Source organism: Dyadobacter sp. HNCC25DJ186 (assembly GCF_056895235.1).
Map to the genome: position 1 here is coordinate 218,180 of NZ_JBXHAS010000010.1, position 16,591 is coordinate 234,770.

The 16,591-nt window shown below is 41.4% G+C and carries 14 protein-coding genes and 1 tRNA gene; 10 read left to right on the top strand and 5 right to left on the bottom strand.

All coding sequences use genetic code 11. The features are described from left to right. Nucleotides 1-79: 79 nt before the first annotated feature. Together AC1XUO_RS24285 and AC1XUO_RS24290 are read right to left on the bottom strand one after the other, a co-directional pair. Nucleotides 80-586, bottom strand: a complete 507-nt coding sequence (locus AC1XUO_RS24285) for a Fur family transcriptional regulator (RefSeq protein ID WP_235150579.1) — start codon at nucleotides 584-586, stop codon at nucleotides 80-82. Between the two features lie 172 nt (nucleotides 587-758). After that, complete coding sequence (locus tag AC1XUO_RS24290) at nucleotides 759-3,044, bottom strand: RelA/SpoT family protein (RefSeq protein ID WP_483332430.1); 2,286 nt, start codon at nucleotides 3,042-3,044, stop codon at nucleotides 759-761. A gap of 170 nt (nucleotides 3,045-3,214) precedes the next feature. Here AC1XUO_RS24290 and AC1XUO_RS24295 point away from each other — a divergent pair. From AC1XUO_RS24295 to AC1XUO_RS24305, 3 genes are all read left to right on the top strand, one after another. After that, nucleotides 3,215-3,296: transfer RNA gene (locus AC1XUO_RS24295), tRNA-Leu, on the top strand. Nucleotides 3,297-3,453: 157 nt separating this feature from the next. Further along, the gene (gene tig, locus AC1XUO_RS24300) at nucleotides 3,454-4,797 is read left to right on the top strand and encodes a trigger factor (RefSeq protein ID WP_483332431.1); all 1,344 of its coding nucleotides are present in this window, start codon (nucleotides 3,454-3,456) and stop codon (nucleotides 4,795-4,797) included. A 376-nt stretch (nucleotides 4,798-5,173) separates the two neighbouring features. Further along, on the top strand, nucleotides 5,174-5,473 hold the full coding sequence (locus AC1XUO_RS24305) for a hypothetical protein (protein ID WP_483332432.1): 300 nt from the start codon (nucleotides 5,174-5,176) through the stop codon (nucleotides 5,471-5,473). A 419-nt stretch (nucleotides 5,474-5,892) separates the two neighbouring features. Here the strand turns inward: AC1XUO_RS24305 and AC1XUO_RS24310 are convergent, their stop codons facing one another. After that, entirely contained in the window at nucleotides 5,893-6,270 is a 378-nt protein-coding gene (locus AC1XUO_RS24310) for a helix-turn-helix domain-containing protein (protein ID WP_483332433.1), read from the bottom strand. 299 nt (nucleotides 6,271-6,569) lie between these two features. Here AC1XUO_RS24310 and AC1XUO_RS24315 point away from each other — a divergent pair, with 299 nt between their 5' ends. The 5 genes from AC1XUO_RS24315 (at nucleotide 6,570) to AC1XUO_RS24335 (ending at nucleotide 12,051) form a co-directional block, all read left to right on the top strand. Continuing rightward, nucleotides 6,570-7,244 (top strand): ClpP family protease, encoded by a 675-nt coding sequence (locus AC1XUO_RS24315; protein WP_483332434.1) that lies wholly within the window; start codon nucleotides 6,570-6,572, stop codon nucleotides 7,242-7,244. 379 nt (nucleotides 7,245-7,623) lie between these two features. Then, nucleotides 7,624-8,868, top strand: coding sequence for an ATP-dependent Clp protease ATP-binding subunit ClpX (gene clpX / locus AC1XUO_RS24320; RefSeq protein WP_235150573.1), 1,245 nt, complete (start codon nucleotides 7,624-7,626; stop codon nucleotides 8,866-8,868). A gap of 113 nt (nucleotides 8,869-8,981) precedes the next feature. Next, a complete protein-coding gene (locus AC1XUO_RS24325; RefSeq protein ID WP_483332435.1) occupies nucleotides 8,982-9,749 on the top strand; it encodes an SDR family NAD(P)-dependent oxidoreductase in 768 nt (255 codons plus the stop codon). 147 nt (nucleotides 9,750-9,896) lie between these two features. After that, on the top strand, nucleotides 9,897-10,859 hold the full coding sequence (locus AC1XUO_RS24330) for a 1-phosphofructokinase family hexose kinase (RefSeq protein WP_483332436.1): 963 nt from the start codon (nucleotides 9,897-9,899) through the stop codon (nucleotides 10,857-10,859). A 133-nt stretch (nucleotides 10,860-10,992) separates the two neighbouring features. Beyond that, nucleotides 10,993-12,051 carry an NHL repeat-containing protein gene (locus AC1XUO_RS24335; protein WP_483332437.1) on the top strand — a complete coding sequence of 353 codons (1,059 nt, stop codon included), beginning with the start codon at nucleotides 10,993-10,995 and terminating at the stop codon, nucleotides 12,049-12,051. Between the two features lie 11 nt (nucleotides 12,052-12,062). Here AC1XUO_RS24335 and AC1XUO_RS24340 read toward each other — a convergent pair whose 3' ends face one another. Further along, nucleotides 12,063-12,788, bottom strand: coding sequence for a hypothetical protein (locus AC1XUO_RS24340; RefSeq protein ID WP_483332438.1), 726 nt, complete (start codon nucleotides 12,786-12,788; stop codon nucleotides 12,063-12,065). A gap of 274 nt (nucleotides 12,789-13,062) precedes the next feature. On the opposite strand from AC1XUO_RS24340, the gene AC1XUO_RS24345 reads away from it, so the two are divergent. Together AC1XUO_RS24345 and AC1XUO_RS24350 are read left to right on the top strand one after the other, a co-directional pair. After that, a complete protein-coding gene (locus AC1XUO_RS24345) occupies nucleotides 13,063-15,384 on the top strand; it encodes a TonB-dependent receptor (protein WP_483332439.1) in 2,322 nt (773 codons plus the stop codon). A gap of 42 nt (nucleotides 15,385-15,426) precedes the next feature. After that, complete coding sequence (locus tag AC1XUO_RS24350; RefSeq protein ID WP_483332440.1) at nucleotides 15,427-15,975, top strand: hypothetical protein; 549 nt, start codon at nucleotides 15,427-15,429, stop codon at nucleotides 15,973-15,975. Between the two features lie 64 nt (nucleotides 15,976-16,039). On the opposite strand, the gene AC1XUO_RS24355 is transcribed toward AC1XUO_RS24350, so the two are convergent. Then, nucleotides 16,040-16,456, bottom strand: a complete 417-nt coding sequence (locus tag AC1XUO_RS24355) for a Fur family transcriptional regulator (protein WP_483332441.1) — start codon at nucleotides 16,454-16,456, stop codon at nucleotides 16,040-16,042. Nucleotides 16,457-16,591 lie beyond the last annotated feature (135 nt).

Below are 16,591 nucleotides of genomic sequence, written 5' to 3' on the forward strand. Positions count from 1 at the left end.
ATGGTTATTAAAAACTAATATTTGCTAAAAATGACAAGGCGTAACAAACCACTACATGTCTGTTACGCCTCATCGAAACTTACTCTCTTATTTCATGCCCTTCTGATACTTCCTCCGAAATTTCATTCCGGTTCTGGCAATTTTCTTTTGTGCAATTGCCGTAAAATATCAGGGAATGATGCATCACACTGAAGTTAAGCATTTCGCCCACCATGTTCTGGATAGACTGGATCCGGGGATCGCAAAACTCCATTACTTTATGACAATCCGTACAAATTAAGTGATCATGCTGCTTGTTCCCGTACGATTTTTCAAACTGTGCAAGGTTTTTTCCAAACTGATGTTTGGTCACCAAATCACAATCTACAAGTACGTCTAAGGTATTATACACCGTGGCACGACTTACACGATAACGTTTGTTTTTCATGCTGATGTAGAGTTCATCCACATCGAAGTGATCTTCACGAGTATAGATTTCTTCCAATATCGCAAACCTTTCAGGGGTTTTGCGAAGTCCTTTATTTTCGAGGTAAGCCGTCAGAATTTTCTTGGCGGCTTCAAAATTTGGTTTGCTGGCTTGTGGCATATCTTTTGAAAATCTTGCGCAAATTACGTGCTTTTTTTCTTAAATCACAGTGGTAATTATGCTGCGGTAGTCATTTGAAGCTTCATGTTGTGACTCGTACTGTCCAGGTCGTATCGGTCAGTGAGACTATAAACCAATTAATTAACAAGTCACACACGTAATGGTTCCTTATTTACCGGCTTCCTGTCAGATTCGTGTCAAATCTCTGGACCTGATAAACACCCTCTACTTGTTCCAGCTTACTGATCAACACATCCAGATGGCGCGTATCCTGGACATATAAGCGAATGTCACCGTTAAACACCCCATCTTTCGTATCAATTGTAAGCCCTCTCATATTGATATGTAATTCGTTGGAAATGATCCTTGTAACGTCATTAATCAATCCAACCCGATCCGTTCCGGAAAGATAAAGTCCGGCAAGGAAAGCTTCATCTTTATTCGATTCCCACTTGGCTTTGATAATACGGTTACCATGTTTTGACATCAATTCAGCAGCATTCGGGCAAGTCGTTCTGTGAATTTTTATTCCTTCATTGATTGTCACAAAACCAAAAACGCCATCCCCCGCAATTGGATTACAGCAAGGCGCCAATTTGTAATCAATCTTATCCATGTCGTCACCAATCAACAACGTATCGCTGTCGACGCGGTCGCCATGCAGGTTTTTCAGAAGTTTGGTATAAGCCTTGCCATCCGCACCTTCTGCTGGTGGGATAACTGCGGTAATCACTGCCTTTCTTTCCTTCGCCTCCTTGTCGCGCTTGAATCTTTTTAATTCATCAAGATGAACATATCCTTTTCCGATCTTATAGAAAAAGTCAGTTGCCGTTTTACATTCAAAGAACGCACGCAATTGATTAACAACCTCTGCCGTAAGTTCTATACCAAGCACTTTCAGTTTTTTCTCCACCATTTGACGGCCATCCGTCTCATAGTGGCGATTATCTTCTTTAAGAAAATCCTTGATCCGCGCCCGGGCCTTCGACGTCCTGACAATCCTAAGCCAGTCTTCGTTCGGCTTTTGTTTGTTAGAAGTAATAATCTCAATCTGGTCACCATTGCTCAGCACATAACTGATCGGAACCAAAACGCCTCCCACTTTCGCAGCCATGCAATGCACGCCGACTTCGGAGTGAATGTCAAACGCAAAATCCAGCGCTGTTGCGCCGCTCTGTAATACTTTCAATTCGCCTTTTGGTGTGAAAACAAAAACTTCCTCGTTGAAAAGATTGGTTCTGAATTCATCCAAAAACTCAATGGCGGCAGTTTTATCACCAGAACCAGTTTCCAGCGTCTCACGAACCTGGCTGATCCATTGTTCAATGTTGCCACGAACTTTAGTATCATTCCCTTTGTATTTCCAATGCGCCGCATATCCCTTTTCCGCAATTTCGTCCATGCGGGAAGTCCGGATCTGCACCTCAACCCACTGCCCGCTTTTACTCATAACGGTCGAGTGGAGGGATTGATATCCGTTCGCACGCGGCGTACTTAAAAAGTCTTTAAGTCGGTCGGGGTTTGGCTTATAATGATCCGTGACGATCGAATATGCCTGCCAGCAAAGTGCTTTTTCGCGATCACCCTCTTGCGGAGATTCCAAAACGATACGAATCGCAAACAGATCGTATATTTCTTCGAAAGGTTTATTTTGCTTGCGCATTTTATTCCAGATCGAATAAATCGATTTCGGACGGCCTTTAATGATATAATTCAGACCTGCCTGTTCCAGATCCTGGGCGATTGGTTCAGTAAATTTGGAAATGAAACGATCACGAGAACTTTTGGTTTCCCTAAGTTTTCTGGAGATCGCGCGATATTCCTGCGGCTCAGTGTATTTTAAATACAATTCTTCCAGCTCAGATTTGATACTATACAAACCAAGTCTGTGTGCAAGCGGCGCATAGATAAAGATCGTTTCCGAGGCAATTTTAAGCTGCTTGTCGCGTGGCATACTGTCAAGCGTACGCATGTTATGCAGACGATCGGCCAGTTTAACCAGAATTACACGAACGTCATCCGAAAGTGTCAGCAACATTTTCCGGAAATTCTCAGCCTGCTGAGAAGTTCCATATTCAAATCTTCCGGAAATTTTTGTCAGTCCGTCAATAATCTTGGCGACTTTCTTTCCAAACAACCGGTCAATATCCTCGATACGCATATCCGTATCTTCCACCACATCATGTAATAAAGCAGAAACGATACCGGTGGTACCTAATCCAATTTCCTCCACAACAATCTGCGCTACGGCCAGAGGATGATAAATATAAGGTTCGCCCGATCTGCGGCGCATGTCCTTGTGCGCTTCAACAGACGTATAAAAGGCTTTCTTGATTAATTTTGCATCATTGTCCTTCAAAAACGGCTTGGCTGTTCGTAACAACCTGCGATATTTTTTTAGGATATCCTTACGCTCCTGCTCCAGATCTATGCTCAGGGTTTCAACGAGTTGCTCCAATGCTTAATAGTAATTAGTACGCTTCACCAAAATAACAAATTTTAGCGAGATTATTCAACAAAAAAATATTTCAAAAAATATTTTTCAAATTGTTTGCATGTTTAAAACAAACTTTGCTACCTTTGCACTCCCAACCAACGACAAGGGTTGAAGATTAAAAGAAAATAAGAGCGGGCGTGGCGGAACTGGTAGACGTGCTAGACTTAGGATCTAGTGCCGCAAGGCGTGGGGGTTCGATTCCCTCCGCCCGTACAACTAACAAGGGATTGACGGGGCGTCATGTTTCCTATCTGAAATAAGAAGATGAACTGCTCCGTAGTAAACCCGTCAAATGCCCTCAGGACACTGTTTTGAGGGCATTTTTGTTTGCGTTTTATCTAAAAAAGCACATTTACTAATAGCAATAAGCATGGAAGTTTTATTAGAGAAGAATTCGCCAACATTGGCCTCTCTTAAAGTTACGCTAACCAAAGATGACTATCAGCCAAAAGTTGATAAGTCTATCAAGGATTACTCGAAACGTGTGAATTTAAAAGGCTTTCGTCCTGGCAAAGTACCATCCCATGTAATTCAGCGCATGTATGGAAAAAGCATATTAGTGGACGAAGTAAATAGTCTTTTGAGCAATGCAGTAAGCACCTATATCCGCGAAAATAAATTACAGGTTGTTGGAGATCCAATTCCTAACCGCGAAAAAGCAGAAGAGGCTAACTGGGACAAGCCAGGTGATTTTGAATTCAGCTACGATCTTGGTGTTGCAACTGATTTCGAAGTGAATCTTTCAGAAATTCCTGCTGTAAAACGTTATACGATTGAAACTGACGAAAACGAGTTGACAAAAACTGTTGACAATCTTCGTGAAAGATTTGCTGACAGCATCCACCCGGAAGTAAGTGAACTGGGTGACATGATTTTTGGTGAACTGAAACAAGAATCTACTGAATTTACAACACGTACTGCGATACCTACAAAACAGGTTGCAGAAGAAAATCAGGCTAAATTTATTGGTTTGAAAAAAGACGATGTTGTAACATTTGATATCCAGAATACATTCGCTGACCAGGCTGCGATTGCGCATGTGACAGGAAAGAAAAAAGAAGATATCGGTGAGCTTTCAGGTGATTATACTTTGATCGTTGAAGATATCACGCGTTCTGCACCAGCTGAGGTTAATCAGGAATTTTTTGATAAAGTACTTGGACCAGGTGTTGCAGACAGCGAAGAGTCTTTCAATGAAAAAGTTACAGAAGTAATTAAAGGAAACTACGAGCGCGAAACAGAAGCATTGCTTCGTCGTGATCTTGAAACTGCTCTGCTTGATTCAATCCAGATCGAACTTCCAGGAGAATTTTTGAAAGATTGGTTGGAGCGTACAAACGAAGGAAAATTCACTCGTGAGCAAATTGAAGAACAATTTGAAGATTTCCAAAAGTCTTTAAAATTGAGCCTTATCAAAAATAAGATCGCGGATTCTCAGGGTGTTAAAGTTGAATATCCGGAAATTCTTGAATTTACAAAACAAATGGTTCGCGGTCAGTTCGGTATGTACGGAGACGACGACAGCATGGCTGATACCATTGACCGTGTTGCGGCTGGTTACCTTGCAGACAAAGAACGCGATAACTATTCGCAAATATTTAATCAGGTTTTTGATAACAAAATCATCGATATCGTTCGCGGCCAGGTTGCTACGGATGAAAAAACAATTGATGTCGCTGAATTCGAAAAACTTGCAAAAGGTGAAGTTGCTTAATTTTTAAGTATTTCATTTTGATATAATAAACGAGGTCAACTTTTTCGGAAGTTGACCTCGTTTATTATATGACTATCATTTGCGTTGGTAAAGCTGCCGTGGAAAGTTAGCGCTTAAAAGTAAAAGAACAATCGCTGCACCTGGCGCCCAGAAGATCCGGAACAAATGTGAAAGGTAATTTATTCTCACTAACTCAGGGCAATTATTAAAATGATATTTTGATTTGTGAGATGACAAAATGATACACTTTTTGAGTCATTTTGGGCAGTCAAATCACGGCCAGTACTAGTCGCATTAAACGGACTTTTTAAGAGACAATCAAAACTCTTCCAACCTTTTACACTTTGGAAGAGTCTTATGAGAAATTCTTTACACAATGCGAAAATTCATAATCTTACTTTTGTTTATTGTAGTTCTAAATGCATGTAAGTCTGATGAAGTTCGTCCAGGAGAAGTAGAAGCTGTTCTGACTGGATATCTGGACGATACATATAATCCATGTGCAGGTTGGATGTTCGATTTTGGGTCTAATCAGCGCCCTGCTCTTGCGGTGCCCGAAAACTTTAAAAATCAAAAAGGAATAAAAGTTTGGGTTAAATTTGAACCTGATACTACTCGAGCCAAAATACACGCTTGCAACTTTATAAAGATCGAATCCATCCGGAAACGCCGCTGACCTGATAGCAAGTTAAAAAAGTAGGTTATTTTATAAAGCAATCCTTTCGTAACAATGCTTTACCTGTTGCAGCTGCTGATCTGGAACGCACTTTGAAAAGTGCGTTCTCCTTGTATTATTCCAGGAACTTTCACAAAACTTCACTTCCCCCCTTGTTCCCGTAATAATCACTTAACATAAAATGAGTTATGAAACTTTTTGAGATGGACTCAATTAAATTTCTCCCTACTGGACTTTCTCCCGCCATTGTCGTTTATCCTTTAATGCCTTCTTAATTGCTTCCGGCGTTGGCTAATCAAATTTTATATGCTTTTCCATTTAAAATGCTCGCTAGCTTCGTAAAGACACAAATTTATTCTTTAAATAAACTGGTTGTCAATTATATAGAAAATAGATTTTATTCTTAAAAGCATTAAACATCAAAACCCAATCGGCTCCCGATGCTGCTGCACCTGTCTTCCAATTTCCAAAGTTACCAACGAACCAAACCGCTGCTTCCATTGATCCAGTTCATTTTGCAACTTGGCATTTGCAGTCATTAACCTTTCATTTTCCTGACGCAGCCATTCTGTTTCCGAATGTGTTTTTGTTTCAAAACCTAAAAGAGCTGGTAGTGAAATATCAAGCAATTTTGCAATATTTTCAAGCCGGGAAAATGAGATTTCGGTCCTTCCTCGCTCCATATCTCCATAGGCCGTGGTCGAAAGTCCAAGCATATCGGCCATATTTTCCTGAGACAAATCCTTTTGCAGACGCAGCTGCCGAATTCTTTCTGATGGGGTTATTGTATCATTCATAGTCTGTAATTGCAGAATAAATTTTAATACTGATTTTCTGAAAGACTAAATTTTACTCGTATTATTGGCTTTTCCGTCATAACAAATGCAAGTTAAAAAGCATTCAAAGAAATGCTTCTCGCAATTTTCGATAAATTATAACCGAAACAGACAAGGATTATACAATGAAATAATCAATTTTGTGAAGAACAAAGAAACAAATCAGCATATTCGTATTTCGAAACTAAGCAGTGCGGCTTTTTGTTCTTTGAAAGATGTACTCTATCCATTACATATTATTTTTAAATTAAAGTTTATTCATGAATCACGGAAATGAATTTAGAAAATATGCCGTTCACCATCTTGGAATGAGTGGCCTTACAGTTGATGGTTACATGAACCACTCTGTTGAAAACATGACCCGTTCGGTTATTGAAGAGCGTCCGATGAACTTTCGTGAAGTGGATGTTTTTTCAAGATTAATGGCGGATCGTATCATTTTTATGGGAACCGGTGTTGATGATAACATTGCCAATATAGTTGTTGCACAGCTTTTATTCCTGGAATCTGCTGATCCTAAGAAAGATATCCTGATGTATATCAATAGCCCGGGCGGATCGGTTTACGCAGGTTTAGGAATCTATGATACGATGCAATACGTTCGCCCTGACGTTGCAACGGTTTGTACGAGTCTTGCTGCCTCTATGGGTGCAGTATTACTTGCAGGTGGTGCGGCAGGAAAACGTTCTGCCCTTCCTCATGCACGTGTGATGATTCACCAGCCATCTGGCGGAGCTCAGGGAACTTCGGTTGATATCGAAATCACAACACGTGAAATCGTGAAACTTCGTCACGAGCTTTATGAGATTCTTGCAAACCATACTGGCCAGACTGCTGAACAAATCGGTATTGATTCTGACCGTGATAAATGGTTGCGCGCTTTTGAAGCCAAAGAATACGGACTTATCGACGAAGTTTTGACTCGCGATAAATAAGTTTTTCGACTTGATTGTTAAAAAAATCGCCCGAAGATCACTCTTTCGGGCGATTTCTATTTTCCGGTAGGTGTTGAATTTGGTAACACGCTCAAAAAGGCGGAACTTTGAGCTTGAATTTTCTATAATCTTTGCTGAAGATAGGGATATCCTATTTTCAATCTAACTACAACTTTGTGGAATAGAAACTTTTTTTGATGATAAAAGATGTGCGATTACGCCTTCGGAAATTTTGTATTCATTAGAATCCGGGTCTTTTGAAACAATGACCAATCATTTTTTGTTGTAATCAAATATCCATTAATATTCTTCACGGTACAGTTGTTTTGACAAGTATCTGATTAATAGTTGTAAAATTAATAACTGTATATATTCACCAATGGCACAAGTAAGTTGTTCGTTTTGCGGACGCAAAAAAAATGAGGTTGAACTTTTACTCTCTGGTATTGATGCCCACATCTGCAACCATTGTATTGCACAGGGATATCAGGTTATTACCGAAGAGTTAAATGCAAAAGACGATAAGAAAGATAAGAAAACGAAGTTACCAAAGCTTAAATCGATCCCTCCAACGGAGATCAAACGTTTTCTTGAACAATATGTGATAGGTCAGGATGAGGCCAAGCGTTCATTAGCTGTGGCAGTTTATAATCACTACAAACGCCTTAATCAAACCGTAACGGATGATGATGTTGTGATCGAAAAGTCAAACATTATCATGGTTGGAGAAACAGGAACAGGTAAAACCTATCTTGCCAAATCGATCGCTCGTATTCTTCAGGTTCCTTTTTGTATTGCGGATGCAACCGTAGTAACAGAAGCGGGTTACGTTGGAGAGGACGTTGAAACAATTCTGACCCGCCTTTTGCAGGCAGCGGATTATAACGTTGAAGCTGCCGAACGCGGGATTGTTTACATCGATGAAATGGATAAAATTGCCAGGAAATCTGACAATCCGTCTATCACACGTGACGTAAGCGGTGAAGGTGTTCAACAGGCGCTTTTGAAATTGCTTGAAGGTTCATCTGTCAATGTACCCCCGCAAGGAGGACGTAAACATCCTGATCAAAAGATGATTACGATTAATACCGAAAATATTCTTTTCATTTGTGGAGGAGCATTTGATGGTATCGAACGCCATATTGCGAAACGTATCAATACCCGCCCGATCGGATTTTCCGGTGACAACCGTATCATCGAAATTTTTGATAAAGGTAATTTAATGCGTTATGTGACTGCTCAGGATTTGAAATCTTTCGGATTAATTCCTGAATTGATTGGCCGTCTTCCAGTTCTGACGCACTTGAATCCCCTGGATCGCGAAACACTTCGCCGTATTCTGACTGAACCAAAAAATGCTTTGGTAAAACAATACAGCAAGCTTTTTGCAATGGAAGGTATCACGCTTCACTTCACCGAAGAGGTTCTTGACTTCATTGTCGACCAGGCCATGCTTTGTAAACTTGGTGCGCGTGGTCTACGTGCCATTTGCGAATCCATCATGACTGATGCCATGTTTGACCTGCCATCTCAAAAAGAGATCAAAGAATTTACAATGACCTTGGATTACGCTCAGGAAAAATTCAGTAAATCATCGATGTCTTTGCTTCGTTCCGTAGCTTAAACATTTCTGTCAAAATAATAGACGCCCTGCAACGCTTTATGCGAGATGCAGGGCGTTTTTATTTTATATTCTATATCAATAGTTCTATTTTGCATAAAAAATTAAAAACGATTATGGAAAATTGGCTGTCAAATAAGAATATCGTCATTATAGGAGGAACAACTGGGTTGGGATTTTCGGCTGCCAAAGCTTTTGTAAAACATGGTGGAAATGTAGTCGTAGTAGGTAGAAATCCGGAAAACTGCCTCGTTGCAGAACTACAATTAGGAAGTCAGGCCCGGGCAAAACAAGGAGATGCAACGCAGCCCAACACTGCTTTGGAAGCAATTCAATTATGCATCCGGGAATTCGGAAGTTTCGATGGCTTATACCACGTGGCTGGCGGAAGTGGTAAAAAATACGGAGACGGACCTTTGCATCAGCTCACTTTGAGTGGCTGGAACAATACGCTCGATCTTAATTTAACTTCCCTGATGTTGTCCAATCAGGCAGCTGTCCAGGCATTTCTTGGTATGGGCAAAGGTGGAACAATCCTGAATATGAGTTCTGCCCTTGACTTCACTCCCTTTCCGGGACACTTTTCAGCGCACGCTTATGCCACTGCGAAATCAGCGGTACTTGGGTTTTCAAAATCGATTGCTGCCACTTATGCCCCAAATAATATCCGTATCAATGTTTTGGCACCTTCTATCATCGAAAGTCCTGAAAATAAAGACCAGCAGATTGAAGAGTTTATCAGTGCAAAACAAACGCTGAACGGTGGAAGATTTGGCTTACCGTCCGATCTTGACGGAGCGGCAGTGTATTTCATGTCCGATATGTCAAAATTTACTACCGGACAAATTTTAACAGTTGATGGCGGATGGAATCTTACCGAGTGAAACAAGGCAGACATTTCAATTTTATCGGAGATAATTTAAAATGAAAACCCCGTCGGTCACTTTTATATTTATATTGACGTACTTTCGTCAAGTAGACACGATTCTTCGTAACTGGTTTCAATTTTATATTAAATAATTTCAAAAAATATGGCTACCGGACCCATCGTAACGCTGACTATTAACCCGGCTCTGGATAAAAGTGCAAATGTAGACCGCATCGTACCCGAAAATAAACTTCGCTGCGATACGCCAAATTTCGAAGCAGGCGGTGGCGGGATCAATGTTGCAAAAGCTATTCACAGACTGGGCGGAAATCCTATTGCCATTTTTACGATTGGCGGCCCGACCGGCCAACGTTTGCACAAACTTGTGAAAAGTGAGGGCGTTGAAACATTGGTTATTGAGACAAAACAATGGACACGCGAAAACTTTCACGTACTGGAAACAAGTACCGGATTCCAGTATCGGTTTGGCGTTCCGGGTTCTGAATTAATGCCGACAGAAGTTCGTTCGATTTTGGAGACAATAGAAGAATTTGATCCAAAACCTTCTTACATCATCGCGAGCGGCAGCTTACCACCCGGCGCTCCCGATGACTTTTATGGCCAGATTGCAAAAATCGCACATAAGCAAGGCGCCCGATTTATTGCGGATGCCTCTGGTGAAGCACTTAAATCCGCGATGGAAGCAGGTGTTTATTTGTTAAAACCAAATATAACTGAGCTGAGCCAACTTGTTGGTGTTGAAAAATTGGAAATGGATGATGTGGATGATGCTGCCCGTTCATTAATAATCCGTAATCAATGTGAAGTCGTTGTGGTTTCTATGGGCGCAATGGGCGCGATGCTTGTAACGGAAGATCAGGTGGAGCACATTCCGGCTCCACCGGTGAAGAAAAAAAGTGCAGTTGGTGCCGGTGACAGTATGGTTGCAGGAATTGTCTGGACACTTTCACAAGGAAAATCTTTGCGGGAAGCCGTTCGTATGGGCGTTGCCTGCGGTTCCGCTGCCACCATGAGTGCAGGAAGCGAATTGTTCAAAGTGCAGGATGTAAATAAATTGATGGACTGGCTAAATCGTTATGGAAAACGATATTCCGGAAATTCATAAAACAATTATTACGCACAAATATTTCAAAATATACTTACAAAAAAGAGCACATCGTCCAAAATCGGTATGCTCTTTTTTGTAAAAAATAGGGAGAAAATTTATTCTCCTGCCTTTTCCATGAAAACCTCAATCCATGGATCAGAAACACACCCGCCGCCAATTTGCCAAGTTTGCTGTTGCAACGACAGCTGCACTGACCTTTAAACCTTTTTATATACTTCATGCCAAACCCAAAGCGGATGGAGAAATTATCGGTCATGGTTCACATAAATATCGTGTGCAACAAGGTTGGGGAAATCTTGATTCATCGAAGTTTCCGATTGATAACTGCCACGAAATGGTTCAGGACAGTAAGGGACGCCTCATCATGATTGGCGATGAGGTTAAAAATAATATTCTGATCTATGACCGCTCTGGAAAATTACTGGATAGCTGGGGCCATGAATTTCCAGGCGGACATGGGCTTACGTTATGGAATGCGAACGGAGCTGAGTATTTATTTATCTGCGATACAAACGGAAAGGTCTTCAAAACGGATTTAAAGGGAAATGTTTTAATGACGATTGAGCACCCTTCAAAAGTCGGGGCATACAAAGAATCTGATCCTTTCAAACCAACGGAAACAGCCATCGGTCCGGACGGCACGATCTATGTTGCTGACGGATATGGTTCGCAATGGATTTTACGATACACCCCGAAAGGCGAATACATTGACAAATTTGGCGGCTCGGGAGATCTGGACAGCCAATTTTCTACTGCGCATGGTATTACAGTAGATTATCGAGACAAGGCTAATCCGACCTTGCTGGTAACTTCTCGTGCTCATAACTCCTTCAAGCGTTTTACGCTGGACGGGAAATATTTATCCACTATTTTTTTACCTGGCGCTTTTGTCTGCCGGCCAGTTATCAAAGGCGATAATCTGTACGCCGGCGTTTGCTGGTCGCGACTGCGTTACTACAACCAGACACCAAATTCAGGATTTGTTACCATTTTAGATAAATCAGATAAAGTTGTTTCAAACCCGGGCGGTATTAAACCTGAATATATTGGTGGAAAATTACAAATGTTGGTTCAGGAAAAACCAATTTTTATGCACTGCCACGATGTTTGTATCGACCAGGATGAAAATATTTATGTATGCCAATGGAATGCTAAGAAGACTTATCCTGTAAAACTGGAAAGGGTGTAAATTTCAAATTTTCATCTTATCAATTTGACCATCAACGCATTGACCGTCATTGTCACAATCGCCAGTATACCGTAAGCCAATCCCAGAGGCATTTTAGGGACGATCCACCATACGCCCAATAGAAATATCACGAAACCATATCCTGCAAGCAGTAGCCCGTATAAGATCCGTGCAACTGCTTGCGGACCTTGCTGTGCATGTGTAAAAACAGCTAACGTGGAGGTCATAATTGGAAAAGGCGTAAGAATTCCGCTCCAGGTTGGGCCAAGTTTATCCGATAGTTGTGTTAATAAAACGACAAACAATGTGGCGACAAACATGCGTAACGGAATGTCATATACCGGATGTTTTCTATACGTTGCTTTTCCTTTTGGTTTTGGGAAAATATATAATACGCCTGAAAGAACCAGTACATTCAGCCCTATTGCAAAAGGCAGCGATGGAGTTCTACCTAATGAAGCCAGAGCCACAACAAAAAATGCCACATAACTAATCAGGACGCTTGGAAGCCATGATAATCGTGGCGCGACGACGGAATATATTAAAGCAAAAAATGTGGTACCGATAGACCCCATCAAAGCAGATGGAATTGTACATGCAGCGAAAATTGGTCCGTTTTCCATGGCAATAAAAAACGAGATCGGCCCTGCAACCCAGGGAAAACCTCCTATCCATCCTCCAAATCCTTCTCCCCATTTTCTCACGCTGAGTGTGACACCTGCAATGAGCGGAGGCATTAAAAATAATTTTATTAACAAAAGATCAGACACTCTTTTAAATTTATTGTGAGCTGAAACGTGCTTTCTCATTCATAATCAGCGGACAAAATTAATCGGATTACTTATATTGTTAAAAAATAAAACCTAAAATAAAATTGCAACACAGTTGCATGAATAGTACTTTTGCAACGTTGTAACAATTACGGCTAAGCCTGTAAACCGCTTTCACTCCTTTTATAGAACATAAGACGGAGATTATAGGATTAAGATAATTCTGCTCTCCAAACGCCAGATGAGAAAGTATTTTTTATTAATAATTACGCTGGTATTTTTTTCCGCCAGCTATGCGCAAAATCCAGATTGTGCCTGCTTTATTAAAGGCATCGTTCGCGATCAGCATAGCGGACAGCCGATCATTGGGGCGACGGTTCTGCTTTCGGGAACAACCAATGGCGTATTTACCGATGAAAAAGGTCGGTATGAAATTCGCAATTTGTGTCCCGGAAACTATAAACTGGAAGTGCGAATCGTTGGATACATTGCCCACAAAGAGTCGATCGACCTTACTGCCGGGCATGAAGAAAATTTCGATCTGGAAGAACAGGAAGTTCATTTAAAAGATGTTGAAATCACTGCACACCGGACCGATGCACCAAGTTCCCAGCCTCTGGAAATTTTGTCGGGAAGTGAGCTGGAAAAGACGCGTGGACAAAGCCTTGCAGAAAGTTTAAAGGGTATCACGGGCGTCACCACCATGCAAACCGGATCCTCTATTTCGAAACCTGTTATTCATGGCCTGCATAGTAACCGGGTTCTGATTATGAACAACGGCGTTCGGCAGGAAGGTCAGCAATGGGGCTCTGAACATGCGCCCGAAATTGATCCATTTGTAGCCACACGTATGTCAGTTATCAAAGGTGCCGCGGGTGTCCGTTATGGTTCCGATGCCATTGGCGGTGTTATTTTGGTTGAACCCGAAGAACTGCCGTTTGACAAAGCCATCAGCGGCGAAGTTAATCTGGTCGGTTTTACAAACGGCCGCCAGGGAGTTGCCTCTTCCACTTTGCAAGGCGGCATCAAAGGCGTTTCAGGATTTGGATGGCGCGCCCAGGGAACGATCAAACGCGGTGGAAATATCCGTACACCAAATTATTTTCTTGACAACACAGGGATAAGTGAGAAAAACTTTTCTTTAGGCGCCGGATATCGCAACAAAGGTTTTGGTATCGATCTTTTTTACAGCCGCTTTGATACTAAAATCGGAATTTTCTCGGGATCTCATATTGGAAGTGTCACGGATCTGCTTAACGTTATCAAAAACGGGGAGCCATTTATCAAATCAGGATTTACCTATAATATCGGAAGGCCCAACCAGAATGTGACCCATGACCTGATAAAAGCAGAGGCGCATTATCATTTCAATGATGGTAACCGTTTGCAGTGGACGATCGCGCAGCAGATCAATAATCGAAATGAATACGACTTGCATGTTCCCCGTAATGATTCCATAGCGTCCCTGAATCGTCCTGAACTGACCTTCAAACTTAATACGCTGACGAACGATGTGATCTGGGATCATAAACCGATTGCAGGAAAAATCACCGGACAAGTTGGTGTGAGCAGTCTATATCAGTATAATTTGATGTCAGGGCGCCCTTTGATACCAAACTTTAACCAATTCAATATCGGCATTTTCTGGATTGAACGATACGTTAAAAACAATTGGGAATTGGAAGCAGGTGCCCGATATGATTACCGGACACTGAGCACGCACCGGATCGTGAGCCGTCAGAAAGTTTCAAATGATTTTACATTTTCCAATGCGTCAGGAACGGTTGGAGCCACAAGAAACTTTTCCCAAAACTTTTCAGCGCGCCTAAACGCCGGAAGTGCATGGCGCGCACCGAATGTCAGTGAATTGTTCAGCGATGGCGTACACCATGGCGCAGCGGCATTCGAGCGCGGAGATTCTACCTTGCGTCCGGAAAAAGCGATTAACACCATCGCCAGTGTCAAATATCAAAGCGAAAAACTCACTATTGAAATTGGCGGGTACTTTAATTATATCAGGGATTTTATTTATTTAAAACCTCAGCCAGACCCAATTCTGACCGTCAGAGGTGCTTTTCCTTATTTTAAATACACACAAACCGATGCAAATTTTAAAGGAATTGATGTTTCGGCCGACTGGGAATTCTTTAAAAATCTTTCACTAACAAGTAAGCTGAGTTATCTCAGAGCCTACGATACACGAAATGACAATTATCTGGTCATGATTCCGTCAAACCGTTGGGACAATCAGTTGAAATATAACATTACGGAGTTCGGAAAATGGCATAATCTGTTTCTTTCAGCCGGAAATCTGTGGGTAGCCAGACAAAAACGTGTTCCACCGAATAGTGACTTTTTGCCACCACCAGCTGCCTATTCTCTTTGGAATATTCAAGCGGGCGGGACAATACACCTTTCTGAAAAACAGCAGCTGGAAATCGGAATCTCGGTGACCAACCTTTTCGATACAGTTTATCGAGACTATATGAACCGTTTCCGATATTACTCGGACGATATCGGCAGGAATGCTTCGCTACGTATCAAATGGAAATTTGGTGCCTGATTTTAGAATCTTTTCTTTTAACAAAATAAATACTATATGATTATGAGCCGTAAATTAACCTGGATGTTGCTGATTGGCGTGGCCACATTATTTACTCAATGCAAAGACTCGGGCGACGAGGTTGAAGCTGATGACGAAAATGAACTGATCACCTCAGTTACGCTGACTTTTACAGAAGTGGGTACAGGAACCGTTACGAAATTTGAATACAAAGATCCGGACGGTGATGGTGGAAATACCCCAACCAAATTTGATACGATTTCTTTGAAAGCAAACGCAAGTTATACGCTGACGCCGGAATTTTTGGATGAAAGCAAAACACCTGTTGAAAATATCACCGAAGAAATCAAAGAAAAAGATTTCGAACATTTGCTGATCTATACGCCTACCCCAACTTCGTTGCTGACTTACACCTATGGAGATAAGGACGCCAATAATTTCCCCATTGGTTTGACCGGAACTGCAAAAGCAGGAGCTGCGGGAACTGGAAAACTAAAAGTTCAGCTGCGCCACCAGCCTAACGCAAAAAACGGAACCGCTACGCCGGGAAGTGACGACGTAAACCTTGATTTTAACCTTGTAGTAAAATAATGAGGGTTATATAAAAAAGCGGGTTCAGAAATTCCTGAACCCGCTTTTTTATATATAGCCAATTTTAATTTGCAACACATTCCGGGCATGTTCCCTGAATCAGCAAATTGAAGCTCTCTGGCTCATATCCGCTCGGAAGAGCAACATTTGGAATACGAAGATTTTCAAGACAATTTGTTTTGCCACAAGCATTACATTTGAAATGGATATGATCGTGATGATGTTTTTCTTCCGAACACTGATGCGAACAAAGCGCATATCTCAACCCTTCGTCATCTAAAACTTTATGAATAATCCCCTTTTCTAAGAATGTTTTTAGCGTACGATATATCGTCACACGGTCATAATTCTCTCCCAGCGCTCCTTCAAGATCCCCGTGAGAAAGGGCATTTTTTCTATTTATAAATGTAGAAAGCACATCTTCCCGGCACGTCGTCGTACGCAGGTGATGACCTTTCAATGTTTCTCTTAACTGCTCCATTTTCAACCAAGTTAGATTCTTTGTCTGGTTTTCTTCATTCTAAAACCTAGCGTCCCAAAGTTAAGTTCTAAGTTTAGCAAAACCCTTGAAAAGATTAATTCTTTTCAAGATTCACATAAATATTGAACAAAATAT

Bases quoted from the DNA above. Each gene is read 5' to 3' on its own strand.
- AC1XUO_RS24285 (WP_235150579.1), bottom strand. From the start codon at position 586: ATGCCACAAGCCAGCAAACCAAATTTTGAAGCCGCCAAGAAAATTCTG.
- tig (WP_483332431.1), top strand. From the start codon at position 3,454: ATGGAAGTTTTATTAGAGAAGAATTCGCCAACATTGGCCTCTCTTAAA.
- AC1XUO_RS24305 (WP_483332432.1), top strand. From the start codon at position 5,174: ATGCGAAAATTCATAATCTTACTTTTGTTTATTGTAGTTCTAAATGCA.
- AC1XUO_RS24310 (WP_483332433.1), bottom strand. From the start codon at position 6,270: ATGAATGATACAATAACCCCATCAGAAAGAATTCGGCAGCTGCGTCTG.
- AC1XUO_RS24315 (WP_483332434.1), top strand. From the start codon at position 6,570: ATGAATCACGGAAATGAATTTAGAAAATATGCCGTTCACCATCTTGGA.
- clpX (WP_235150573.1), top strand. From the start codon at position 7,624: ATGGCACAAGTAAGTTGTTCGTTTTGCGGACGCAAAAAAAATGAGGTT.
- AC1XUO_RS24325 (WP_483332435.1), top strand. From the start codon at position 8,982: ATGGAAAATTGGCTGTCAAATAAGAATATCGTCATTATAGGAGGAACA.
- AC1XUO_RS24330 (WP_483332436.1), top strand. From the start codon at position 9,897: ATGGCTACCGGACCCATCGTAACGCTGACTATTAACCCGGCTCTGGAT.
- AC1XUO_RS24335 (WP_483332437.1), top strand. From the start codon at position 10,993: ATGGATCAGAAACACACCCGCCGCCAATTTGCCAAGTTTGCTGTTGCA.
- AC1XUO_RS24340 (WP_483332438.1), bottom strand. From the start codon at position 12,788: ATGCCTCCGCTCATTGCAGGTGTCACACTCAGCGTGAGAAAATGGGGA.
- AC1XUO_RS24345 (WP_483332439.1), top strand. From the start codon at position 13,063: ATGAGAAAGTATTTTTTATTAATAATTACGCTGGTATTTTTTTCCGCC.
- AC1XUO_RS24350 (WP_483332440.1), top strand. From the start codon at position 15,427: ATGAGCCGTAAATTAACCTGGATGTTGCTGATTGGCGTGGCCACATTA.
- AC1XUO_RS24355 (WP_483332441.1), bottom strand. From the start codon at position 16,456: ATGGAGCAGTTAAGAGAAACATTGAAAGGTCATCACCTGCGTACGACG.